The sequence below is a fragment of the Pleomorphochaeta naphthae genome (assembly GCF_055396005.1).
On record NZ_AP042457.1, the window covers coordinates 3,216,630 to 3,240,108 of the forward strand.

Genomic DNA, 23,479 nt, shown 5'->3' on the forward strand with positions numbered 1-23,479 from the left:
ATCCCTTCTTTTTAAGAAGGGAAAGATAGTAGAAATAATAATTTAGGAGAATTTAGAAAAGATATACTCTAGACTCATAGGCTTTTAAAGTATTATCTAAATTATCATCATAATTTGAAAGTTCAATTTTTAAGGATTTTATTTCTTCTAACAGAGAAGCAGGGAGTGATATTTCTTTATTACTATAGTTACAAACTATAATAGCTTTCTTGTTATCTAGAATTCTAGAATAGGCGAATATATCATCATTATTTTCAAGTAAAAGAGAAAACTTACCATCTCTAAAAATCTCATTAGTTTTTCTCAAATTAATTAATTTTCTATAATATTGAAGAATAGAGTTATTATCTTTTTTTTGTTGTTCGACATTAATTTGTTTATAATTTGGATTTAATTTTATCCAAGGTGTTCCATCTGTAAATCCTGCATTTTCTTTATCATTCCACTGAAATGGAGTTCTAGCATTATCTCTTCCTTTAGCTCTTATAACTTGCATCATTTGATTAGCAGTATAAATTTTCTTTTTATTTACAAAATCGTCATAAGCATTAATAGATTCAATATCTTTGCATTCATCTATAGACTTTAAAAAAACGTTGGTCATACCAATTTCTTCACCTTGGAATATATAAGGAGTTCCTTTCAATAGATAAATTGATGTTGCAAGCATTTTAGCACTTTTTTCCCAAAATAGAGGGGTTGAATCGTCACCAAATCTAGATACAGCTCTTGGTTGATCATGGTTTCCCATGAATAAACTATTCCATCCTTTATCTTCAAGACCATATTGCCATTTAGCAAGAACTGCTCTAAAATCTTTCATTTTAAAACGTAGAGTATTCCATTTGCCATATTCATTTTCTTCTAAGCCAATATGATCAAAGTTGAAAATCATATCTAGTTCATTTTCATCTTCATTAACCATGTTTTTGGCTTCTTCAATTGAAATCCCAGGGGCTTCTCCAACAGTCATTACATTATATTTCGATAGAACTTTTTTGTTTAGTTCTTTTAGATATGTATTCATTTGAGGCCCATTAGCAAAATTTTCAAAAGAGCCGCCATTTTCAAGGAGTTTTTCATCTTTGGAAATAACAGATATTACATCCATTCTAAAACCATCTATATTTTTATCCATCCACCAACTAATCATTGAGTAGATATCTTTTCTAACTTCATCATTTTTCCAATTTAAATCTGGTTGACCTTTTGCAAAAAGATGTAAGTAATATTGTTGTCTGTTTTCATCAAACTCCCAAGCACTTCCAGAGAATACACTTTCAATTTCAGATGGAGCTGAGCCATCATCTTTTGCATCTCTCCAAATGTACCAATCTTTTTTGCTATTTGTTTTGTTTGATCTAGATTCAATGAAATATGGATGTTTATCTGATGTATGGTTTACTACTAAATCCATAATTACTTTGATTTTCTTTTTGTGGGCTTTATCTAACAACTCATCAAAGTCATCAAGGGTTCCAAATTGTTCTTCGATTTCTTTGTAATTAGCGATATCATAACCGCCATCGACTCCCCCTGATTTATAAATAGGGCATAGCCAGATAACATTTATTCCTAAATATTCTAAATAATCTAATCGATTAATGATACCTTTTAAATCTCCAATGCCATCACCATTTGAATCTTGGAAACTTTTAGGATAGATTTGATAAACAACGGCGTCTTTAACCCAATCTTTCATATATGTTTTCTCCTTTGTCTATGTAGAAGATGTTTTATCTTAATATTCTAAGAGTGTATTTTAACATAAATTTCAAATAACAAAAGATAAAAAAATATTTAAATCATAAATCTAATAATTTAATTTTGTTTTTTTATTTTTACCATATAATTTAAGAAAAATTTTAAGTTTATTCTAGGTTTTAGCTTTACAACTAATATATTAGAATGTTAGAATATTTGTATTGATTTAATTTGGAGGAAGTATGAAATTAAATTTATCTGAAATGAAAAATAGAAAACAATGGATTGATAAGGGTTATCAAATATCTACTTATGATAGGGATAAAATGGTAAAAAACACCTTAGAGAATCCAAAATGGATTCATTTTGGGGCTGGGAATATATTTAGAGGATTTCCTGCAGCATTGATGCAAAATTTGTTAGAGAATGATATAGAAGACACTGGATTAATAGTTTCAGAAGGGTTTGATTTTGAAATAATTGATAAAATCTATGCTCCTCATGATAACTTAAATTTATTAGTAACTTTGAATTCTGATGGCACAATTGATAAAAAAGTAATAGATAGCATAGCTGCTTCTTTTAAATGTGATTATAGCTATAGTGAAGATTGGCAAGCTTTACAAAATATTTTTGCTGCAAAATCTTTGCAAATGGCATCTTTTACTATTACTGAAAAAGGTTATTCTTTAGTTGATTCAAATGATAATTATTTCAAGGTTGCTTTAGAAGATTTTGAAAACGGATTAAACAAGTCTAAATTATTTTTATCAAAGCTTACTGCCCTAGTTTATCATAGGTATAAAACTATTCAATGGCCTTTGGCTTTAGTTAGTATGGATAATTGCTCCCATAATGGTGAAAAATTAGAAAATGCAGTTAAAACCATTGCTCAAAAATGGGTAGATAATAATTTTATAGAAAAAGACTTTTTAACATATTTAGATACTAAAATTTCTTTTCCTCTATCAATGATTGATAAAATCACTCCTAGACCTGATGCATCTGTTGTTGAGATGTTGAAAAAAGATAATTTTGAAGATACAGATATTATTGTAACTGATAAAAATACTTGGATTGCACCTTTTGTAAATGCTGAAAAACCTCAATATCTTGTTATTGAAGATGATTTCCCAAATGGGAGAATAGCTTTAGAGAAGAGTGGAGTATTCTTTACATCTGTCGATACTGTAAATAAAGTTGAAAAGATGAAAGTTTGTACTTGTTTAAACCCTCTTCACACAACTTTAGCTGTATTTGGTTGTTTATTATCTCACAAGTTAATTTCTGAAGAAATGAAAGATCCTCAATTGAAAAAACTTGTTGAAATTATTGGATATGAAGAAGGAATGAAGGTTGTTGTTGATCCAGAGATAATTGAACCTAAAGCTTTCATTGATGAAGTTTTAAATGTTAGATTCCCTAATCCTTTTATGCCTGATACTCCTCAACGTATTGCTTGTGATACTAGTCAAAAATTATCTATCAGATTTGGTGAAACTATTAAGGCTTATATAAATAGTGATAATTTAGATGTTAAATCATTAAAATTTATTCCTTTAGTTTATGCAGGTTGGTTAAGATATTTAATGGGAATTGATGATAATGGTGAAAAATTTGAGCCATCACCCGATCCTTTACTTAGTGTAGTAACTGCTTATGTAGCTGATATAAAATTAGGAGATAAAGGACCTTTTGATGAAAAGTTAAAACCTTTATTAGAAAATGATAAAATCTTTGGTGTTAATTTATATGAAGTTGGAATTAGTTCTCTAGTTTTATCATATTTTGCCGAGTTAGTTGCAGGTAAGGGAGCAATTAGAAGTACTTTAATTAAATACTTAAGCTAGGTATGAATAACTTTTAAAAACTAAAGATGCAATTAATTATATAAAAATAACTCGGGTTTAAAATTAACTTTAATCCGAGTTATTTTTTTTAATATTGTATTTGATTAAGAATTATTAATTTATTGCTAAAAAAAATAGCTCAGTTTTTGTAAATAAAAACCGGGCTATTTAATTGCTAAGTTAAAGATAATTTTCTTTGCTTAGTTTCAGATTTAAAAAATGCTGGGAATTCTTTAAAAAGGGACTCAAGCTCTGAATCAATTTTACTTAAATGTGTTTTTATAACATCTTCTACGTTTAATAGATCTTTACTTTTTAAAGCTTCAATAATTTTATAATGTTGCTGAATAAGAGTTTCTTCATCCTTATTTTTTTTGAAAGATAAAAAACGAACTCTGTCATAGTTAACACATCTATTACTTATCAGATTCCAACATTCATTTTTATTTATTAAATCAAAAGTAATTTTATGAAATGAGACATCTAAGTTAAAAAAGTCGTATAAATCAATATTGTTTTTTAATTGTTCTTGATTTTGTACAGCTCTTTCATATTTTTTGATTGTTTCATCATCTATTGCTGAAATGGCTTGAATTAAAGCTTTTTCTTCTAAACTACTTCGAAGAAATTTTTCTTCTTCTACAAGGTGCAAATCAATTAAAGAAACTCGAGTACCACGTTGTGGAAATATATCTACAAGACCATCTGTTGAAAGTTTCATCAATGCATCTCTTATTGGAGACCTACTAATTTGAAGTTGGTCACATAGAGTGTTTATTTTCAATTCTTGGCCAGGGAGAAATTCTAATGAAAGAATTTCCTTTCTTAATAAATTAAATATTTCATCACTTGCAGTACTACGAAGATTTCTTACCATTTAAAAGTCCTTATTTATTGCTTTTTCTAATAGCTTCAATTAGTCCATTTATATATGTTGCACCAAGTGCTCTATCATATAAACCGTAACCAGGCATAGCTTTTTCATCCCAAATCATTCTACCATGGTCTGGTCTAATTGGGCCCTCGAAGTTAATATCATATAATGCTTTTACAATTTCATAAAGGTCAAATGAGCCATCTGATGATAAATGTGCAGCTTCTTCAAACACGCCAGGTTCATAGTGATGTAGATTTCTAACGTGTGCAAAGTGAATTCTTCCTGGAAGTGCTCTAATTATTCCAGGTAAATCGTTTTGTGGGTTTGTGCCAAAAGATCCTGCACAGAAAGTTAGACCATTAAATGGTTTATCAATAGCTTTCATAACTTTCAAGATTTTTTCTTTAGAAGTAATAATTCTAGGTAAGCCAAAAACAGGCCAAGCTGGATCATCTGGATGGATTGCCATTTTTATACCATATTTCTCGCAAGTGGGTTCGATAGCTTTTAAAAAGTAAATAAGGTTGTTGAAAAGTTTTTCTTCATCAACATCTTTATATGCTTCAAAAAGTTCTTGAACATGAGCTAATCTTTCAGGTTCCCAACCAGGCATAGCAAAGCCTTGGGATGAATTATTTGTGTTGTCAAAGAATTCTTGAGGGTTAATATTATCGATTATTTTTTGATCATAAGCTAAAACAGTTGAACCATCATCTCTCATTTTAGCTAAATCAGTTCTAGTCCAGTCAAAAACTGGCATGAAATTATAACAAACTAATTTGATATCTTGTTTTCCAAGATTTTCTAAAGTTTTAATATAATTTTCTATATATTTATCTCTATCTGAATTTCCTATTTTAATTGAATCGTGGATGTTTACTGATTCAATACCAGATAAATTTAAACCTGCATCTTCAATTTCTTTTTTTAATTCAGCTATTGCTTCATAACTCCAAACTTCACCAGCTGGAACATCATATAACATTGAGATTACTCCTGTTACACCAGGAATTTGTTTGATTTGTTTTAAGGTTACAGTGTCAAATTTTGAACCGTACCATCTTAGAGTCATTTCCATAACTATATTGCTCCTCTCTATAATATAAATATATTCTAACATACTAATATATTAGTTGTAAAGTCATAGTATTTCATTTTGTATCATGAAGCTTTAATTTTTGTTAGTTGGAAAAGAAAATTTAATCTTTTTTGTAGAAAAAATTCAAACTATAGGTTAAAATAGATTTATCAAGGAGAAAACCTAATGATAATTGAACGCAGAATGACAAGACACCCAATAACATGTAATCCAGAAATGTCTTTAGCTGATGCTACAGCATTAATGAAACAGGAAAAAGTTCATCGACTACCTGTGTTAGATAAAGATAAAAAATTAGTTGGGCTAATTACTGAAAAGGATATCCTTTATGCATCTCCTTCACCAGCTAGTTCGCTCTCAATACATGAGATGGCTTATTTGTTAAGTCGTTTAACTGTTGGAAAATTAATGAATAAAAATGTTGTAACTATAGAAAAAAATACTACTGTTGAAGAAGCTGCAAGACTTATGGTAGATCAAGATTTATCTTGTCTTCCAGTTTTAGAAGCAGGTAAATTAATTGGTATAATTACAAAATCAGATATGTTTAAAATATTGCTTGAATTGTTTGGTGCCAGGCATTTTGGAGTTAGGGTTTCTTACCTTGTTGAAGATCAACCAGGAACTATTGCTCATATTACAACAGCATTAGAAAAAAATGGTATTGATATCATCACATTTGGGACATTTATGGGAACCGATCCGACAAATGCAATTTGTACTATGAAAGTACAAGGCGCTTCAATGACTAAAGTAATTGAAATAATAAAACCTTTCGTTTCCCAAATCCTAGATATACAGGAGGTCTAATGGCCAAGAAGAGAAAGAAAGGTTCTCACAATCGGCATAATGCGGCTGGAAACAGTCGCGTTTCTGTCTTGACTGAGGATGGAGACACATATAATCCGTTTAAAGATATTAAGAGAGAAAATGTAACTGCTAAAATAAAATCTACAACAAAAAATGTTAAACCTAAGAGCTATACTCAGAAAGAGAAAATTGTTGAAGAGCTGGATAAAGGTGTATCTTTTGCTGAAATTTTTGAGCAGTGGGAAAAAGGTGGAATTGTAGAGTCTAAAAAAGGTAAAACAATAGTTAAAACTGAAGAAGAAAAAGAAGACTTTGCAAAGATATTTGAAGAATGGGAAATTAGCCAAGGTATTAGGCCAAAACATTCTAAAAAAGCTAAAGTTAATGAAAATAGAAAAGTTAGCAAATATAAGCCTACTAAAGATTTTGGACAATTGTTAGAACAATTTGAAAAAGGACCTTTAGAAAATAAATCAAGCGTAAAAACTGTAAAAATAAAATCAGTTAATGTTTCTAACAATAAAATTTCTAATGATTTAGTGGTTAAAGATAATGCTGTTTTAGTTGAGAAAGATGATGTTAGTAAAAAAACTGAAAGCAATCCTCCTCTGAAAAAGGAAGATAAAAATGTTGCTTGGAGTGCTAATAAAGGATTAACTAATATTTCTAAAAAAGAAGTAATAAAAGAAAAACCTTTATCTCATAAAAAAGAAGATAATGAGATAAAAAAATCTTCTAATAGTTTTAGCAATAATAGAAATGATGTAGCACCCCCTTCCAAATCTAAAAAACATAAATGGGATTTTAGTGATATTTATGGAATTTGGGAAACTAAGCATAATGAAGAAGAGGCCTTAAAAAAAGCTAAACAGCTAAAAGAAAAGAAAGAGAAAAAGGAATGCAAAGGTATTTCAATTTCTTATTTAAGATCGATGAAACCTGAAGCTGAATTAGATCTCCATGGATTAACTAGCGATATTGCTGCATTAAAAGTTAGTGAATTTTTAGTGAGTTCTAGAAATAAAGGTTTGAAAAAGGTCAGTATTATCACAGGTAAAGGTCTTCATAGTGAAAATGGGAAAGCAATATTAAGAGATATAGCATTGGAAGAGATTCGTTTTTCAAATATAGTTAGAGAAGCTTACCATCCTAAGGCAGTAGATGGTGGCTCTGGCGTTATTTGGGTAATCTTTAAATCTACAACAGATAAGAAAATTTATTATTAAAAAAAAGCAATAAGAAATTCTTCTTGTCAAAAACAGTAAAAAAAATGGCACTAATTTGTAGTGCCTTTTTTGTTATCTTTCTCTATAAATTATACGACCCTTTGTTAAATCGTATGGGGATAGAGCAACTCTAACTGTATCACCTGGTACAATCCTGATATAGTGTTTTCGCATCTTTCCAGATAGATGTGCTAAGATAACGTGTTTGTTCTGTAATTCTACACGGAACATAGTGTTTGGTAGAGCTTCTTTTACAAGTCCTTCTACTTCAATTGCTTCTTCTTTGGCCACATAGCCCTCCATTTTCGTTATATTCAGAAACTTTTCAGTTTTTTGTAAATATATATCATTAAGCTTATAAATAAATAAGCTTTAATTTTGCCTACAAGATAAAATATAAACTTTTTATTAATTAATTTCAATATTATAAGGGATAATGAGTTAATATTAAATTTTATATAATAAGCAATTAACTAGATTATAATCATAATTTAGTTTTTTTATTCTTTATTTATTATCATATTCCCTAAGTATTTACTAATATTTGGGTATAGGGTTAAAATCCTATTAAACCTATGGTATTATAGGGTATTAGAATAAAAATAAGAATTGGAGATATAATAAAATGATGATTTCGACAAAAGGTAGATATGCTTTAAGAGTAATGGTAGATTTAGCCCAAAATGCAAGTGAAGATAAATTTATTTCTTTAAAAGCTATTTCCGAGAGACAAGAGATATCCCTTAAATATTTAGAAGCAATTATTGGAATATTAAATAGAGCAGGTTTTGTGAAAAGCCTTAGAGGTGTTAATGGTGGATATAGATTAACTAGAGACCCCGCAAATTATACAGTTGGGGAAATCTTAAGATTAACCGAAGGAGGTTTAACATTAGTAGATTGTGTAAGCTGTAAAAATGACTTCCATTGTAGCCGATCTGCTGATTGCTTGACGCAACCTATTTGGGCATCCTTAGATAAAGTGATTAATGATTATTTAGATGGCGTTTCACTTTATGATGTAGTGATTGGTAAATATAAAGGAAAAGTTTAATCCCTATTGACTTAATAGGAATTAAATGGTATAAATATCATATAAGATTGATAGGAATTATTAATTCCAACAGGAGATATAATGAAAATTGCTAGTGGAATAGATAAATTAGTAGGTAATACACCTCTTTTAGAGTTAAGAAGATTAAAAGAAAAAATGAACCTTCATGGTAATATTATTGCGAAATTAGAATATTTCAATCCATCAGGTTCTGTTAAAGACAGAGCTGCTCGTGAGATGTTTGAAGCAGCAAAAAAAGAAGGTCTTTTAAAAGAAGGCTCCGTAGTTATTGAAGGAACAAGTGGTAATATTGGTATTAGTTTATCAATGATGGCTGCAATCAATGGTTATAGAGCAATAATGGTTATGCCTTCAACAATGAGTGTTGAAAGACAGAAGTTGATGAAAGCATATGGTACTGAAATTGTATTAACAGATGGAAAGTTAGGAATGAAGGGTGCAATGGCTAAAGCAGATGAGTTAGCTAAAGAAATCGAAAATAGCTTTGTTCCAAGACAGTTTGATAATCCAAATAATCCTTTAGCTCATTATAACTACACAGCTAATGAAATATGGGATGATACAGATGGTAAAATAGATTTCTTTGTTGCAGGCGTTGGTACAGGTGGTACTTTAAGTGGCACAGCAAAAGCCCTCAAGGAAAAAAATAATGACATCCAAGTAGTTGCAGTTGAACCTACAGGTTCGCCTGTGATAAGTAAGGGAGTAAAAGGTCCTCATAAGATTCAAGGAATAGGCGCTGGCTTTATACCTACGAACTTAGACACCTCAGCTATTGACTCAGTCATAGTTGTTGATGATAGTGATGCTTTTGCTTCTTCAGGTGCATTAGCCAAAGCCGAAGGTGTTTTGGTAGGAATTTCTTCTGGTGCTGCCCTTACTGCTGCTATTGAACTAGCTAGCAAAGAAGAAAATAAAGATAAAAATATTGTTGTCGTATTACCAGATACAGGTGAAAGATATCTTTCAACTGCATTGTTTGAAGATTAATTTTAAGAACAATGATTTACGCTGATAACGCAGCAACAACAAAAATAGATAAAACAGCATTAGACTCGATGCTTGTATATTTAAGTGATAACTGGGGAAATTCTTCTAGCCCACATTTTTTTGGAAGAAAGGCTAAAGAAGCCTTAGTTAAAGCTCGAGAAACTATAGCTAGTATAATCAATTGTTTACCGACAGAGATAACATTTACTTCAGGTGGTAGTGAAAGTATTACGCAAGCAATACTTAGTGCTGCTTCTTGGGGTAAAGCTCATAATAAACATCATATAATTTCTAGTACAATCGAACATCCCTCCGTTCGAAATGTTCTAGAAAGTTTGAGTGAAGTTGGTTTTAGAATTGATTTTGTTGATGTTAATTCTGAAGGCCTTATTGACCCTCATAATATAAAAACCCTAATTAATGATGAAACCTTTTTCGTAAGTATAATGTATGCGAATAACGAAATTGGGACTTTACAGCCAATTGATGAGATTGGCTGTATTTGTCGAGAAAAAAATATAATATTTCACAGTGACTGTGTTCAAGCCATACCTCATCTAACTGTTGATATAAAAAAAAGTAATTTGGATATGATTTCTTTTTCAGCACATAAATTTCATGGTCCTAAAGGAATAGGTGTATTGTATTGTTCTAAAAAAATACCCTTAAAACCTGTAATTTATGGCGGTGCTCAGGAAAGGGGTAAACGAGGTGGAACAGAAAATATAGCAAGTATTGTGGGAATGGAAACAGCTTTAAAGGTTGTTTCTACTAATTTAATATCTAATGAGTCAAAAATAAGAGCGCTTAGAGATAAGTTAGAGAGAAACTTACTTACAATAGAAAATTCTCATCTCAATGGAAGTAAAGATAAACGACTTTCTAGTATTATTAACATTCGATTTGATGGTGTTGATGCTGAAACATTGCTTTTACTTTTGGATAATAAAGGAATTTGTGTTTCCACAGGTTCCGCTTGCAGTTCTGGATCAATTGAACCTAGTCCAGTTTTATTGGCTATGAAATTAAGTAAAGAACAAGCTAATAATTCAATTAGAATTTCTTTGAGTAGAAATAATAGTGAAAGTGATATTCAATTAATGTATTTAGAAATTAAAGAAGCTGTAGAGCAATTGAGAAGCTTTAACTAAAGATATGGGAGCAAGTAAAAATGGATAAAATGATGATTGCAATGAGTGGTGGAGTAGATAGTAGTGTAGCCGCCTTGTTAATGAAAGAACAAGGTTATCATTGTAGTGGTGCAACTATGAAATTGTATGAAGACGATTCTACTTGCTCCGTTAACACTAAAAGTTGCTGTGCTTTATCTGATATTGAAGATGCTAGAAGTGTATGTGTTAAATTAGGTATCGATTACCATGTATTTAATTTTAAAGATAAATTTCAAGATGAAGTAATTGAAAGATTTGTTAATTCATATGAGAATGGTTTAACCCCTAATCCTTGTATAGATTGTAATAGATATTTGAAGTTTGAACATTTATATAAAAAAGCTAGAATTCTAGGTTTTGATAAAGTTGTTACTGGTCATTATGCTATAATTGAAGAGATAGATGGGATTTTTTATTTAAAAAAAGGTAAGGATCCATTAAAAGATCAAAGCTATTTTTTGTATGATTTAAACCAAGATCAATTATCACATATAAGTTTTCCTCTAGGGCCTTTAGATAAAAGTGAAGTTAGAAAAATAGCTGAAGCTAATAATTTTATCAATGCTAAAAAACATGATAGTCAAGATATATGTTTTGTTGCAAATAAAAAGTATTCACAATTCATAGAAGAATATAGAGATAAAATATATCCGAAAGGTGATTTCGTTGATTTAAAGGGTAATAAACTTGGTGAGCATAAAGGAATAATTCATTATACTATAGGGCAAAGAAGAGGCTTAGGTGTTAGCTATAGTGAGCCTTTGTATGTTTATAAAGTAGATGCAATAAATAATAGAATTGTATTGTGTAAGAAGAATGAGTTAATAAGAAAAGAGTTTGATGTAAAAAATGTAACTTATACTTATTTAGAAACTCCTCCTGAAAAGATGAGAATCACAGTTAAAACACGATATAGACAAGTAGAACAACAAGCTACTTTATTTTCTACTTCATCTAATAGCGTTCATGTTATTTTAGATCATGGACAAGATGCTATTGCTCCAGGTCAAGCTGCTGTTTTTTATAATGGAGATGTAGTTGTTGGCGGTGGGCAAATAATTTAAATAAAGAATATTGATTAAAAAAATATCTAAGTAAAAACTAGATATTTTTTATCTGATTGTATATGATTGTATTGGGATATAGTAATATACAAATAGGATAAGACAATGGATACTTTATTTAAAGCTTTAGGAGAAGAGAATAGGTTAAGAATTATTAATTTATTATTTGATACTGAATTATGCGTATGTGAAATTGAATCGATTTTAGGTTTAACTCAAACAAATGTTTCGAGACATTTAGGTAAGTTGAAAACTGAGAAGATAGTTACATCTTTTAAAGATGCTCAATGGACTTATTATAAGATAAATTCTGATTTTGTAAAAAATAATGAAGCCTTAATAGATTATTTAAAAAATAATTTTAGAGATAATCAAATCTACATAAATGATAAATTAAAATATAAGAAGCTGCAAAATAGTGGATTTAGTTGTAAAACTGCAAAAGATTTTACAACCTAAAAAAATAATTATAAGTGAAAGAAAAAATAGAATGAGATTAAATTCTACTTACTCTATTTGAAATAATTTTATTAGTTTTAGTTGAATGCTACTTTGTTACTTTTTGATAAAAATTTAATAAATCAATTTGAATATAATGTATAAAAAAATAACCTCTATGGGGCTTCCCATTGAGGTTATTTAGATTTGAAGATTTAATTTATTTTCCGAAGGTAGAAATGTATCCTTGGATAAAAATTATTAAAACAATAATTGGTAATATATAACTTACATAAATTTTTGACCATTTAGGGAATTTTATTCCTTTACCTTGGTCTGCTTCTTTTACAAAGTTTTTAAATCCCCAACCGTAACGGTTATTACAACAAAATATTAAGAAAATCATAGATCCTAGAGGTAGAAGTGTTGTACTTACAAAGAAGTCTTCTAGATCTAAAATGCCTGTTCCTTCTCCAAAGGGTTGGAAACCAGACCAAAGATTAAAGCCAAGGATACAAGGAATTGATAATATAACAACTGCAATTATGTTAATAAGTGAAGCTTTTTTTCTATCGACTTTCCAAACATCAATCCAGTAAGAAATAATATTTTCAAAAACAGCAATTAAAGTAGATAGTGCAGCAAAACTCATGAATACAAAGAATAAAGTACCCCATAATCTTCCAGCTGGCATTTGATTAAAAATGTTTGGAAGCGTTACAAATAATAAGCCAGGTCCAACTCCAGGATCGATTCCAAAGGCAAAACAAGCTGGGAAGATAATTAATCCGCTTACGATAGCTACAAAGGTATCTAATCCAATTACTCTTAAACTTTCTCCAGTTAATGTATATTTTTTATCAATATAGGAACCAAAGACAGCCATAGAACCAATTCCTAAACTTAGAGTAAAAAATGCCTGTCCCATTGCAGCAAAGATTGTATCTCCAATCCCGTATTTAGTTAAATTAGAAAAATTTGGAGCTAAATAGAATTTTAATCCAGATGTACCACCTTCTAAAGTAATTGAGTGTATAGCTAAAATAATCATTAATCCAATTAAGGCTGTCATCATTATTTTTGTAATTTTTTCAACACTATTTTCTAAACCTCTACCTACAATAAATAAAGCGATTAAAACAGCTAAAATCATCCATAGAATTTGAGAGATAGGGTCTAATAGCATATTAGAGAAAAAAGTTCCAACTTGATCAGTGTTTAGAGTTGCAAAGGAACCTTTTGCACTGTTAAACATATATGATAATAACCAACCTGTTATAGTTGTATAGAACATCATTAGTACATAATTGCCTGCTATAGCAATGTGGCCATAGTAATGCCATTTAGTGCCCTTAGGCTCTAAAACTTTTAGAGCTCCACCAATATTTTTCTTACTAGCTCTACCAATTGCAAATTCCATAACCATTATAGGGGCACCTAAAATGATTAAAAATAATAAATATATAAGAACAAAAGCACCACCGCCATATTTACCAGTGATAGCCGGGAATCTCCAGACATTTCCAAGCCCAATAGCACAACCTGCAGATAGTAGGATAAACCCTAATCTACTTTTCAGAGATTCTCTCTCTTTTTCCATAATTAAAACTCCTCAATTTAATTAGTTTAATTTTTTTAATTTCTTTATACCTAAAAAATTTTCCATAAATTTAAGCAATATAGGTAAATACTGCGATATAATGCAATTAAAGAAAAAATATTCTAGTTATAATAATATGCAACTAACAAGAAATCAATATAAGATTTTGAAAAAATATTAGCTTTTAAGAGTATTATTATATTTTCTTTATTTGAACATGTTGACACTTTTTTCTATTGAAAAGAAAATAAGAGTATAATTTAAATTGGGGGGTCAAAATGGCCAAAATATTAGATGCATATCTAAAGGATAATTTGGGTAAAAATTTGGATGCTAAGATGGTTGCTTATGTAGCATCCTTAGAAACCGTGAATGAAGTTTCTCCATCTGTTGCTGCTTATATTGTAAATGAGTTAGCAGATCAAAGATCTAATTTGAAATTGATTGCAAGTGAGAACTTTTCAAGTGAAGCCGTGCAATTGGCTATGGGGAATTTATTAACTGATAAATATAGTGAGGGATTTCCTTATCATAGATTTTACGCAGGTTGTGATAATGTTGATGCTATTGAAGCAGAAGCTTGTGAGAAAGCCTGTGAACTTTTTGGTTGTGATCACGCTTATGTTCAACCTCACAGTGGGGCAGATGCTAACTTATGTGCTTATTGGGCAATCTTGAACCATAAGGTACAAGTTCCTTTGCTAGAAGATATCGGTATTACTAACCCCTCTCAATTAAGCAGAGAAGACTGGAATAAAGTTAGAAAAGCTGTTGGTAATCAACGTCTATTAGGTATGGACTATTATAGTGGAGGTCATTTGACTCATGGTTATCGACAAAATGTTTCTGCACAAATGTTTGATGCTTATAGTTATACTGTAAATAAAGAAACTGGTTTATTAGACTATGATGAACTAGAAAAAATGGTTAAAGAAATTAAACCATTAATCTTCTTAGCAGGATATAGTGCTTATCCAAGAAAAATTAATTTTAAAAAATTAAGTGAAATTGCTCATGATAATGGGGCAGTATTTATGGTTGATATGGCTCACTTTGCAGGCCTTGTAGCTGGTAAAGTTTTTGTTGATGAATATAATCCTATTCCTTGGGCTGATGTTGTAACAACGACTACACATAAGACACTCAGAGGTCCAAGAGGTGGTATGGTTTTATGTAAAGAAGAATTTGCTGAAGCCGTTGATAAAGGTTGTCCTTTAGTTATTGGTGGTCCTCTTCCTCATGTAATGGCCGCAAAAGCTATTGCTTTTACTGAAGCTTTAGATGCTTCATATAAAGATTATGCAGCAAAGATTGTTAAAAATTCAGCTGCCTTAGCAAAGGCTTTTATTAATCGCGGTGTCAATGTTGCTACAGGAGGTACTGATAACCACTTAATGCTCTTAGATGTCACTAATTTTAATTTAAACGGTAAACAAGCAGAACATGTTTTAAGAACTGCAGGTATTACTTTAAATAGAAATGCGCTTCCATTTGATCCTAATGGACCTTGGTATACAAGTGGACTTAGAATTGGAACTCCAGCTGTAACTAGTTTAAATATGGGGGAAGCTGAAATGGAAGAAATTGCAGATATTATAACTACTGTATTAAAAAATTCAGCTCCAACAATTTTAAAGAAAGGTAAAAATGCGGGTAAACCTTCAAAGGCTAAAGCTATATGTAAAGAAGAAGTTAGAGTTGAAATGAAAAATAGAGTTAAAGCTTTGTTAGATAAGTTTGTGTTATACCCAAGTCTAGATTTAGATTTTTTACAAAAACATTTCCCAATAACTAAATAATTGTTAAAAATTGTTATAAAAATAAGGTTGTTGTTTAAGCAATAACCTTATTTTTCATAAATAACAGGGAAAAAAGATTTTATTTTATAAAGGTGTTTTTTGCTTTAAAAAGAATAAAAACAGTAGTATTATATAGCTATGAGTACATTATTAATTCAAGGTGGTCTATTAGTTGATACTGAATGGACTAGACATGCAGATATTTTAGTAGATGGACCTAAGATTGTTCGAATTGCGAATAAGATTAGTGAAGATAGTCTTCCTCCTGGAACAGAAATTGTTCAAGCAGATGGATTATGTGTTCTTCCAGGGCTTATAGATGCTCATACACATTACCATTTGGTTAGTAGAGGAACAGTAACTGCTGATTCATTTATTGAAGGCAGTAAATTAGCAGCTTTTGGAGGTGTAACAACAGTTGTAGATTTTGCAGATGATGATAAAAAAGGTAATTTAAAAGCTTGTGCTAAGGCTAGAATAAATGAAATGAAAAAAGGTATGGCTATAGATTATTCTTTGCATCAAGGTGTTTATGCATATAGACCTGGAGTTGAAAAAGAACTAAAAGAGTTAAAGAAAGCTGGAATTAGTACTATAAAAATATTTACCACTTACAAAAATGTTGGATATTTAATTGATAATCCTGATGAACTGAAAACTTTATTTCAAAACTGTAAAGAGTTAGATATGATGGTTTGTGTTCATTGTGAGGATGATTCTTTAGTAACCAAAATCAGTGATGAGTGGAAAGGAACATATCTTCCAAAAGATCATGCTGACTTAAGGCCTAGTGAAGTTGAAGCAAAAGGCATAGAAACTGTGGCTAAAATTGCACATGAGCTTCAAATGGGCTTATATGTTGTTCATTTATCTTCTAAAAAAGGATTGGAAGTAATTAGAAAATATAGAGATAAAGGATTAGATGTATTAGTTGAAACAACTCCTCATTATTTATTCCTAAATAGAAGTAAATTAGAAGGAGAAAAAGGGCCTTTATATGTAATGACTCCTCCTTTAAGAGATGAAGAAGATAATCTTGCATTACAGGAAGCCTTAATTCATGGAGAAATTCAAGTAGTAGCAACAGATCATTGTACTTTTACATATGATCAAAAGTTAGAAAGTACTGACTGTAGATCTATTTTCCCAGGAATTCCAGGAACAGAAGAGTTGTTAGTTCTTTTAAATACTTTTGCTTTTAATCATGGTGCTTTTGGCTTATCTCAAGTTGTAAATCTATTATCAACAGGACCAGCTAAATCTTTTGGATTATATCCACAAAAAGGGAATTTACGACCTGGTGCAGATGCTGATATAGTATTATTTGATCCTGATGAATCTTGGACAATTACAAATGATAATGTTCACACTGCAGCTAAATATTCTGCTTATGATGGTTTTGAAGTAACTGGTAAAGTTAAGGCTACTTATCTAAGAGGACGTTTGATTATGAGTGAAAATGTTTATTTAGGTATACCTGGTGATGGACTATTTGTAAAACAAAAAAAGGTCCATCAACAAAAAACGTTTTGGAATTAGAGTTTAAAACTATATAGACTTAGCCAAGGTTATTTACGACCTTGGCTAATACTATCTAAAGAGGCAAAAATGGATATTAAAGCAATATTATTTGATTTTGATGGGGTCTTAGTTGATTCAGAGAAGGTTATTAGTAAAATTTCAATAGAAGTCTTTAATGAATTAGGAATGAATCCAAAAGAAGAAGACTTAATCCCTTTTATGGGGGGTGGTGACCGGATTTTTGTAGATGGAGTTGCCAATTTATTTGGAAAAAAAGTCGACTTTCAATCAACATATGATAAAATTTATGAAAAATATTATGAGAGTGAAATTCCTGTAATTAATGGGGCTTTAAACTTTTTAGCAAACGCAAAAAAAGCAGGTTTTAAAATAGCTGTTGTTTCAAGTGCAAAAAAAAGAAAAGTATTAAAGAATTTACAAGCACTAAATCTGGGAGAAGACTATTTTGATTTAGTTGTAACTGGTGATAATGTCGTTAGAAATAAACCTAATGGCGATATTTATCAATATGCAGCATTACATCTAAAAGTTCCTTTTGAAAATTGTTTAGTTTTTGAAGATAGTTTTCTTGGGATAAAAGCAGCTCGTGAAGCAAAATGTAATGTTGTAGCTTTAGCTACTACTCATCCTCGTAAGGAGTTAGAAGAAGCTGGTGCAATGCTTGTTTTTAATGATTTTACTCAAATTGATAAGTTTGAATCAAAAGAAGATTTTATTTCATTTTTAAACGAATGCACAAGAGATGATAGAGTTCAATATGGGGCAGTAAAATGCTTTGAAAGAGATTATCCCTTTTCTTACCAAGTATTATTAGAGAATGCTGTTAAGATGGCATATAAAGCTAGAAAAAATGCATATACTCCATATTCTCATTATAATGTTGGAGCGAGTGTTGTTAGTGCATCAAGTAATAATATTTATCAAGGGTGTAATGTTGAAAATGCGAGCTTTGGAGCAACAATATGTGCAGAAAGAGGTGCTATTATGAATCTACTTTCTAAAGAAGGCCCAACAGGAATTAAAATGGTTGTTGTTGTTACAAAGGATAATCCTCCAGCTCCACCTTGCGCTCTTTGTTTACAGGTATTAAGTGAATTTTGTAATGAGAATACTGAAATTCATTTAGTGGATGAAGAGTATGCTCAAGATAAGAGAAAAGGGGTTCATCAAGTATATAAATTTAAAGATTTATTGCCAAAACCATTTGTTTTTAAATAAAAAGAAGGTGCTAGAATGTCTAGCATCTATTTTTTTATACTTGCTAGCTCTAACGCTTTTTTAACAGCATTAATTATTCCTTCAGAGGATTTTGTAGCACCAGCGATTGAGTCTACTTGACTTGTTTGTTTGGATATAATTTCCTCTTTGATAGTGTAAAATGCTTGTTCAAAATGTCTATCATCATCTAGCGTATATTTGATTATTATATTTGTGATTTGATCATTGGATAAAACTGTTTTTATAATAATATCCCCATCATGGCCCATAGCTTTAGTTGTGTAAATCCCATCTTTATATTTTTCATTTTGATTTTTCTCTATAAGTTCTTCTTTAACATCAATAGTGCTTGGAATGGAAGGGAGCTCTGCTATAGGTGGATTTTCTCCTAAAATTATAAATTTATCACTTGTGTTTTGATTCTTTTCATTCAATATATTAATTAATTCTTTTTTTGATAAAGATTCATTATTTTCTTTAATAATATCATCGCTCTCTTGTATATTTTTCTCAATATCGGGTGGTGGGATAAAAGCTAAAGGCCTTTCTTCTTGTTTTTGTATTGGTGGAGAAAAATAAATTTGAGAAAGTAAAAAGAGTGAAATCAAAAGAGTAATTGGTATACTCATAGTAATTAAAGCGAAATAAGTTTTAGAATTTTTAATTTTTTGTTTTAATTTTAAAATTAAGTAAACATAAAAAATGAAAGAATAAATTATTATATTTAGAGCTGAGCCCTCAAATCCAAATTTCAGGCGAGGAATATTTACTATAACTAGATGAATATATAATAAAAGATAAAATAAATATGAGAGTTTTTGGATTTTTTTCCAACTGATATCCTTAATTTTTCTTTTAATTTTAGTAAAAGAAGTTATGAATAAAATAGAAAGTAAAATTACTAAAGAAAGCGATAGTAAAGAAGAAATAAATGGGATAGAGAAGCGAATCTTTATTAAATCATGGTAGCAAATTTTAAATAGTAAAATTAAATGAGGTAAAAGAAGAATTGTTCCAATTATAGATAATTGAGTTCTTATTAGGAGTAATTTTTTTATAAGTTTATGATTTGAATTAATGGTTCCAATGAACATTACAATTGTGAAAAAAGCTAATGAAAGATAACCATTAGTAAAATATTGAGAAATATAGGCTACGGGTTTAATTGTTTGAAAAGAAAGTAAAGGTAAATAAAAAAGAGATGTAATTATTAAGACTAGTAAATAAATTATTTGAGGGTGTCTTTTTATCTGTGTATTTAATAAAGTACTTATTGTAGTACAAATGATTAAAGCAATAATAAATTTCATTTACCCTCCATAAAAATTAAGTATCTACGATTTAAAAATATTTTTCATATATTAAATACATAAATAATAGAAGTAAATTAGTTCCTATACTAGGTATAGAAACTAATTGAGAATATTACCTTAATATTATTAATTAATGATAATGTTAATTTAACTATACAAAAGGTAAATTATTATTTTGAATTGTTCAAATAATTTTTAATTTTCTTCTAATCCCATCATTTTAGAGACTCTTCTTTCGTGTCTGCCTCCTGCAAAGTCTTCATTAATATAAGCATCTATCATTGATAGAGGATCTTCAGGGTAATCAATTCTGCCACCAAAGGCAATAAAGTTAGCGTTGTTGTGCTGTTTTGCCATTTTAGCAGCAAAAATATTTTGAGGTAATGCACAACGTATTCCTGAAATTTTGTTTGCACTGATAGAAATTCCAATTCCAGTTCCACAACATAAAATTCCGAAATCATAACCACCTTTAAGGTATTCTTTGCAACCTAAAGCAGCCATATCTGGATAATCAACTGATTTTTCTTCATAAACTCCTAAATGATTGACGGTATGTCCTTCTTTTTCTAGATGGTCTTTTATTTTTTTAGATAATTCGACAGCACCATGATCATTTGCTAATATAATTTTCATTTTCTTTCTCCTAGAAACAATATATCAAAGCTTGTCAATTTTGGGAATATTTCAATATTAGGATTGTCTTAATTATTTAATTTATCCCACTTTATAGATTATTATTTTATAATTGTCGGGAAATAAATCTAAGCTATTTTTATTTATTAAAATATGTTAATTTGATTTTTATTTATTAAAGGGTTAACTTAATATCTTTCTTGTTATTTGATAGTTGTTGAGTTATTATTAAAAAAAAAGGAGTTTTCATGGAACAGATACTAGTTTGTGGGCACAGAAATCCAGATATGGATAGCATTTGTAGTGCATGGGCTTATGCTAAATTAGAAAATGAAATAAATAAAGATAAAGAATATATTGCCACTCGATGTGGAAATTTAAATGAAAGTACAAAACAAGTTTTTAAAAGATTAAATATCAACCCTCCTACTTTTGTTAAAGATGTAAGAACGAGGGTATCAAGTGTCTATGTAAAACCTAAAATAACTATAGATTGTAAAGAACCAGTATATGATTTGATGAATATTTTTAGTGAAAATGATATTTCAGTAGTCCCTGTTACTAAAAATGGGGAATTTTTGGGACTATTAAGTATTGATGATGTTAACAAATATTTTTTGAGAGATGCAAGTTCTCAAAAACCTTTTTACAACATCAATATTGATAAGTTATCTCAAGTCCTTAAAGGGACTTTTTTGAAAAGAGGGAAAATAAATTCACTAAGATTACAAATAATGGTTGCTGCTATGAGTTTTTCTCAATTTAAAGAAATATTTGATAAAATTGAGGATGATAAATTACCTTTGCTAGTTGTTGGTGATCGATTAGAACCTTTGTTAGAGGCTATTTATAGACAAGTACCTTTAATTATTTTAACAAAAATGAGCGATAAAATTAAACGATTAGTCGATTTCTCAAATTATGAAGGAACACTTTTTTTAAGTGATTGTCATACAAATGAAACATTGAGATTATTAAGATTATGTACTCCAGTAGAAGATTTATTAGAAACTAATACGCCTATTTTATCTCCTTCCACTTTATTTGCTGAAGGTAAGAATACTTTAATTAATAGTCATTTCAGAGGATTACCAGTTTTTGAAGACGATAAGTTTAAGGGTTTTGTTACAAGAAGATGCTTTATTGAAAAGCCAAAAACTAAAATTGTTATGGTTGATCATAATGAAAGTGAACAAGGTATGCCAGGTATTGAGGAAGCCGATATAATTGGTATTATTGATCATCATAGATTTGGAGCTTCAAAAACAGCTACCCCTATATTCATTTATAGTGCACCATTAGGTTCAACTTGCACTTTAGTTGCTCAATTATATGAAAGATACGGCGTTAAAATTACAAAAGAAATAGCTGAAATTCTTTTATCAGGACTAGTTAGTGACACAGTCATTTTAAAAAGTCCTACTACTACCAGTGAGGATATCCGCATAGCTAAATTATTATGTGACGCTGCAGGAATATCTGATATTAAAGCATTTGGTGAAGAAATGTTTGCAAGTGGTATTTCTATTGCAAAACAAATTCCTCGCGATGTTATTGAAGGTGATTTTAAAATTTATAAAGAACGTGGCCTCAAGTTTGGTATAGGACAATGTGAAGTAACTACTTTGAAAGATCTTGATGATTATAAAGATATATATTTAAAAACACTTCAAGAAGTAAAAAGGTCACACGGTTTAGATTGGGCTTTATTTTTAATAACTAATGTAGTTAAACAAAATAGTGTTCTATTAACTACTGGACTAGATACTGTGGAATATAAGTTTATTTACGAGAAAAAAGCAGATTATACTTTCTTTTTACCTGGTGTATTATCACGAAAAAAACAACTCCTTCCAGAAGTTATTCGTGTTTTAGATGAATAGAAATTTTTATTTGGGGCTTAGTTGATATATTTGAACTAAGTCTCCAATATTTAAGGTCCCAACTTCAGCAAGGTTTTGAGCTTTAATTCCAACTGTTACAGGAGTTTCTGTATTAACTGTTCTAATATAACATTCTCCTTCGTCTATATTATTGTTAGAAGGAGTTAGACTACTTTCAATTAAATATCCGTTAGAAAATTTTAAAAGTAGCTTGTTTTCATAATTAAAATTTGCTTCTAATAAATCTTTAGTTAAAATATTTAATGTAATATTCCCATAAGCATCTATTGATGCGATTTTAGCATCAATACTAATATTTTTATTAATCGAATAAGTTGATAAATTTGTTGCTGATTGACAGCTTGCAAATGAAGTTATAATTATTCCAGTTATTATAAAAGCTTTTATTATGTTTTTCATATTTACGGTTTTCTATTATAGCAGAAATTAAATAAATTACAGTATAAATTCCTAAAAATTTTATTATAAAACAAATAAATACACATTAATTGTTTTTTATGAGTTTGAATTAATTTTATATTTATTTCAAGAGAAAAAATTGACAAATTATATGTTATTTTTTATAACGTAAGCTTATGATTTTTCTCTTTTTATTATTTTATGGAGTATAGAATAAGTACATTACTCTCATATTCTCCGCTTGGGATTTCTTTGTCTCCGTTCCATTTTAAATAAAAGTCCAAAACTGAAGTATTTTCATTTAATCCTGCTTTTAAAATACATTCTTTATGAGTATATATCACCTCAGGGGTTATTTTAGTTGTTCTAGATATACCTTGTGTGTTTTCTATAGCTTTAAAAGAACCAGGGATTATATTAACGATGATAGATTTATCAGAATTTAAATTACAAAAGGCTTTGATAGAAAAAGAATTAGTAATTCCATTTTCATTTAAGGTATTACTTTTTGAAGAAGATGTATGTTGTTTAAGATTGTTGTTTTCAAAAAGTATATAAGATATATTAGTTGGTGAAAAAGTTTCTAATACGGTTATATCAATTGATGAGGCATAAATATTAGTTAATACACAGGAAAAAGCTATAAATAAAAATATAATCTTTTTCATTTAAAGCCCCCTTTATTTCCATCATAGTGTAAAAATGGTGTATTAACAACAAAGAAATTGTAAACTTCAAGATTTAAAATAATCTAGAAATCTCA

The 23,479-nt window shown here is 29.5% G+C and carries 21 protein-coding genes; 12 read left to right on the plus strand and 9 right to left on the minus strand.

Annotation, left to right across the window (positions count from 1 at the left end):
* Nucleotides 1–52: 52 nt before the first annotated feature.
* On the minus strand, nucleotides 53–1,702 hold the full coding sequence (locus tag ACZ5SO_RS14610) for a glycoside hydrolase family 13 protein (protein WP_464625596.1): 1,650 nt from the start codon (nucleotides 1,700–1,702) through the stop codon (nucleotides 53–55).
* Nucleotides 1,703–1,946: 244 nt separating this feature from the next.
* Between ACZ5SO_RS14610 and ACZ5SO_RS14615 the strand changes: the two genes are divergently transcribed.
* A complete protein-coding gene (locus ACZ5SO_RS14615) occupies nucleotides 1,947–3,554 on the plus strand; it encodes a mannitol dehydrogenase family protein (protein ID WP_464625598.1) in 1,608 nt (535 codons plus the stop codon).
* A 175-nt stretch (nucleotides 3,555–3,729) separates the two neighbouring features.
* Here ACZ5SO_RS14615 and ACZ5SO_RS14620 read toward each other — a convergent pair whose 3' ends face one another.
* On the minus strand, nucleotides 3,730–4,431 hold the full coding sequence (locus ACZ5SO_RS14620) for a GntR family transcriptional regulator (RefSeq protein ID WP_464625599.1): 702 nt from the start codon (nucleotides 4,429–4,431) through the stop codon (nucleotides 3,730–3,732).
* A 10-nt stretch (nucleotides 4,432–4,441) separates the two neighbouring features.
* Entirely contained in the window at nucleotides 4,442–5,509 is a 1,068-nt protein-coding gene (uxuA, locus tag ACZ5SO_RS14625; protein WP_464625600.1) for a mannonate dehydratase, read from the minus strand.
* 186 nt (nucleotides 5,510–5,695) lie between these two features.
* Between uxuA and ACZ5SO_RS14630 the strand changes: the two genes are divergently transcribed.
* Both ACZ5SO_RS14630 and ACZ5SO_RS14635 read left to right on the plus strand, forming a co-directional pair.
* Nucleotides 5,696–6,340 carry a CBS domain-containing protein gene (locus ACZ5SO_RS14630; RefSeq protein ID WP_464625601.1) on the plus strand — a complete coding sequence of 215 codons (645 nt, stop codon included), beginning with the start codon at nucleotides 5,696–5,698 and terminating at the stop codon, nucleotides 6,338–6,340.
* Entirely contained in the window at nucleotides 6,340–7,566 is a 1,227-nt protein-coding gene (locus ACZ5SO_RS14635; RefSeq protein WP_464625603.1) for a Smr/MutS family protein, read from the plus strand. Before ACZ5SO_RS14630 ends, ACZ5SO_RS14635 begins: the two co-directional genes overlap by 1 nt.
* A 72-nt stretch (nucleotides 7,567–7,638) precedes the next feature.
* Here the strand turns inward: ACZ5SO_RS14635 and infA are convergent, their stop codons facing one another.
* Nucleotides 7,639–7,869, minus strand: coding sequence for a translation initiation factor IF-1 (gene infA, locus ACZ5SO_RS14640; RefSeq protein ID WP_464625604.1), 231 nt, complete (start codon nucleotides 7,867–7,869; stop codon nucleotides 7,639–7,641).
* Between the two features lie 322 nt (nucleotides 7,870–8,191).
* Between infA and ACZ5SO_RS14645 the strand changes: the two genes are divergently transcribed.
* From ACZ5SO_RS14645 to ACZ5SO_RS14665, 5 genes are all read left to right on the plus strand, one after another.
* Nucleotides 8,192–8,620 carry an RrF2 family transcriptional regulator gene (locus tag ACZ5SO_RS14645; RefSeq protein ID WP_464625605.1) on the plus strand — a complete coding sequence of 143 codons (429 nt, stop codon included), beginning with the start codon at nucleotides 8,192–8,194 and terminating at the stop codon, nucleotides 8,618–8,620.
* Nucleotides 8,621–8,701: 81 nt separating this feature from the next.
* On the plus strand, nucleotides 8,702–9,631 hold the full coding sequence (gene cysK / locus ACZ5SO_RS14650) for a cysteine synthase A (RefSeq protein WP_464625607.1): 930 nt from the start codon (nucleotides 8,702–8,704) through the stop codon (nucleotides 9,629–9,631).
* 11 nt (nucleotides 9,632–9,642) lie between these two features.
* Entirely contained in the window at nucleotides 9,643–10,782 is a 1,140-nt protein-coding gene (locus ACZ5SO_RS14655; RefSeq protein WP_464625608.1) for a cysteine desulfurase family protein, read from the plus strand.
* 20 nt (nucleotides 10,783–10,802) lie between these two features.
* Nucleotides 10,803–11,867, plus strand: coding sequence for a tRNA 2-thiouridine(34) synthase MnmA (mnmA, locus tag ACZ5SO_RS14660; protein WP_464625610.1), 1,065 nt, complete (start codon nucleotides 10,803–10,805; stop codon nucleotides 11,865–11,867).
* 105 nt (nucleotides 11,868–11,972) lie between these two features.
* Nucleotides 11,973–12,326: an ArsR/SmtB family transcription factor gene (locus tag ACZ5SO_RS14665; RefSeq protein WP_464625611.1), complete on the plus strand. Its 354-nt coding sequence runs from the start codon at nucleotides 11,973–11,975 to the stop codon at nucleotides 12,324–12,326.
* 199 nt (nucleotides 12,327–12,525) lie between these two features.
* Here ACZ5SO_RS14665 and ACZ5SO_RS14670 read toward each other — a convergent pair whose 3' ends face one another.
* Complete coding sequence (locus tag ACZ5SO_RS14670; protein WP_464625613.1) at nucleotides 12,526–13,905, minus strand: sodium-dependent transporter; 1,380 nt, start codon at nucleotides 13,903–13,905, stop codon at nucleotides 12,526–12,528.
* A 278-nt stretch (nucleotides 13,906–14,183) separates the two neighbouring features.
* Between ACZ5SO_RS14670 and ACZ5SO_RS14675 the strand changes: the two genes are divergently transcribed.
* The 3 genes from ACZ5SO_RS14675 to cdd all read left to right on the plus strand — a co-directional run bounded on the left by ACZ5SO_RS14675 (nucleotide 14,184) and on the right by cdd (nucleotide 18,464).
* Nucleotides 14,184–15,704 carry a glycine hydroxymethyltransferase gene (locus tag ACZ5SO_RS14675; protein WP_464625615.1) on the plus strand — a complete coding sequence of 507 codons (1,521 nt, stop codon included), beginning with the start codon at nucleotides 14,184–14,186 and terminating at the stop codon, nucleotides 15,702–15,704.
* A 138-nt stretch (nucleotides 15,705–15,842) separates the two neighbouring features.
* Nucleotides 15,843–17,243 carry a dihydroorotase gene (locus ACZ5SO_RS14680; RefSeq protein WP_464625616.1) on the plus strand — a complete coding sequence of 467 codons (1,401 nt, stop codon included), beginning with the start codon at nucleotides 15,843–15,845 and terminating at the stop codon, nucleotides 17,241–17,243.
* A 69-nt stretch (nucleotides 17,244–17,312) separates the two neighbouring features.
* Complete coding sequence (cdd, locus tag ACZ5SO_RS14685; RefSeq protein ID WP_464625618.1) at nucleotides 17,313–18,464, plus strand: cytidine deaminase; 1,152 nt, start codon at nucleotides 17,313–17,315, stop codon at nucleotides 18,462–18,464.
* A gap of 26 nt (nucleotides 18,465–18,490) precedes the next feature.
* On the opposite strand, the gene ACZ5SO_RS14690 is transcribed toward cdd, so the two are convergent.
* Together ACZ5SO_RS14690 and ACZ5SO_RS14695 are read right to left on the minus strand one after the other, a co-directional pair.
* Entirely contained in the window at nucleotides 18,491–19,774 is a 1,284-nt protein-coding gene (locus tag ACZ5SO_RS14690) for an FMN-binding protein (protein ID WP_464625619.1), read from the minus strand.
* Nucleotides 19,775–19,972: 198 nt separating this feature from the next.
* Complete coding sequence (locus ACZ5SO_RS14695; protein WP_464625621.1) at nucleotides 19,973–20,413, minus strand: RpiB/LacA/LacB family sugar-phosphate isomerase; 441 nt, start codon at nucleotides 20,411–20,413, stop codon at nucleotides 19,973–19,975.
* Nucleotides 20,414–20,661: 248 nt separating this feature from the next.
* Here ACZ5SO_RS14695 and ACZ5SO_RS14700 point away from each other — a divergent pair, with 248 nt between their 5' ends.
* Nucleotides 20,662–22,296, plus strand: a complete 1,635-nt coding sequence (locus tag ACZ5SO_RS14700; RefSeq protein WP_464625622.1) for a putative manganese-dependent inorganic diphosphatase — start codon at nucleotides 20,662–20,664, stop codon at nucleotides 22,294–22,296.
* Nucleotides 22,297–22,302: 6 nt separating this feature from the next.
* Here the strand turns inward: ACZ5SO_RS14700 and ACZ5SO_RS14705 are convergent, their stop codons facing one another.
* On the minus strand, nucleotides 22,303–22,716 hold the full coding sequence (locus ACZ5SO_RS14705; RefSeq protein ID WP_464625623.1) for a hypothetical protein: 414 nt from the start codon (nucleotides 22,714–22,716) through the stop codon (nucleotides 22,303–22,305).
* 194 nt (nucleotides 22,717–22,910) lie between these two features.
* Nucleotides 22,911–23,384 (minus strand): hypothetical protein, encoded by a 474-nt coding sequence (locus tag ACZ5SO_RS14710; RefSeq protein WP_464625625.1) that lies wholly within the window; start codon nucleotides 23,382–23,384, stop codon nucleotides 22,911–22,913.
* Nucleotides 23,385–23,479: the final 95 nt, after the last annotated feature.

Bases quoted from the DNA above. Each gene is read 5' to 3' on its own strand.
- ACZ5SO_RS14690 (WP_464625619.1), bottom strand. From the start codon at position 19,774: ATGAAATTTATTATTGCTTTAATCATTTGTACTACAATAAGTACTTTA.
- ACZ5SO_RS14630 (WP_464625601.1), top strand. From the start codon at position 5,696: ATGATAATTGAACGCAGAATGACAAGACACCCAATAACATGTAATCCA.
- mnmA (WP_464625610.1), top strand. From the start codon at position 10,803: ATGGATAAAATGATGATTGCAATGAGTGGTGGAGTAGATAGTAGTGTA.
- ACZ5SO_RS14665 (WP_464625611.1), top strand. From the start codon at position 11,973: ATGGATACTTTATTTAAAGCTTTAGGAGAAGAGAATAGGTTAAGAATT.
- ACZ5SO_RS14615 (WP_464625598.1), top strand. From the start codon at position 1,947: ATGAAATTAAATTTATCTGAAATGAAAAATAGAAAACAATGGATTGAT.
- ACZ5SO_RS14620 (WP_464625599.1), bottom strand. From the start codon at position 4,431: ATGGTAAGAAATCTTCGTAGTACTGCAAGTGATGAAATATTTAATTTA.
- ACZ5SO_RS14705 (WP_464625623.1), bottom strand. From the start codon at position 22,716: ATGAAAAACATAATAAAAGCTTTTATAATAACTGGAATAATTATAACT.
- ACZ5SO_RS14680 (WP_464625616.1), top strand. From the start codon at position 15,843: ATGAGTACATTATTAATTCAAGGTGGTCTATTAGTTGATACTGAATGG.
- ACZ5SO_RS14695 (WP_464625621.1), bottom strand. From the start codon at position 20,413: ATGAAAATTATATTAGCAAATGATCATGGTGCTGTCGAATTATCTAAA.
- infA (WP_464625604.1), bottom strand. From the start codon at position 7,869: ATGGAGGGCTATGTGGCCAAAGAAGAAGCAATTGAAGTAGAAGGACTT.
- cysK (WP_464625607.1), top strand. From the start codon at position 8,702: ATGAAAATTGCTAGTGGAATAGATAAATTAGTAGGTAATACACCTCTT.
- ACZ5SO_RS14700 (WP_464625622.1), top strand. From the start codon at position 20,662: ATGGAACAGATACTAGTTTGTGGGCACAGAAATCCAGATATGGATAGC.
- ACZ5SO_RS14610 (WP_464625596.1), bottom strand. From the start codon at position 1,702: ATGAAAGATTGGGTTAAAGACGCCGTTGTTTATCAAATCTATCCTAAA.
- ACZ5SO_RS14710 (WP_464625625.1), bottom strand. From the start codon at position 23,384: ATGAAAAAGATTATATTTTTATTTATAGCTTTTTCCTGTGTATTAACT.
- ACZ5SO_RS14670 (WP_464625613.1), bottom strand. From the start codon at position 13,905: ATGGAAAAAGAGAGAGAATCTCTGAAAAGTAGATTAGGGTTTATCCTA.
- cdd (WP_464625618.1), top strand. From the start codon at position 17,313: ATGGATATTAAAGCAATATTATTTGATTTTGATGGGGTCTTAGTTGAT.
- ACZ5SO_RS14655 (WP_464625608.1), top strand. From the start codon at position 9,643: ATGATTTACGCTGATAACGCAGCAACAACAAAAATAGATAAAACAGCA.
- ACZ5SO_RS14635 (WP_464625603.1), top strand. From the start codon at position 6,340: ATGGCCAAGAAGAGAAAGAAAGGTTCTCACAATCGGCATAATGCGGCT.
- uxuA (WP_464625600.1), bottom strand. From the start codon at position 5,509: ATGGAAATGACTCTAAGATGGTACGGTTCAAAATTTGACACTGTAACC.
- ACZ5SO_RS14645 (WP_464625605.1), top strand. From the start codon at position 8,192: ATGATGATTTCGACAAAAGGTAGATATGCTTTAAGAGTAATGGTAGAT.
- ACZ5SO_RS14675 (WP_464625615.1), top strand. From the start codon at position 14,184: ATGGCCAAAATATTAGATGCATATCTAAAGGATAATTTGGGTAAAAAT.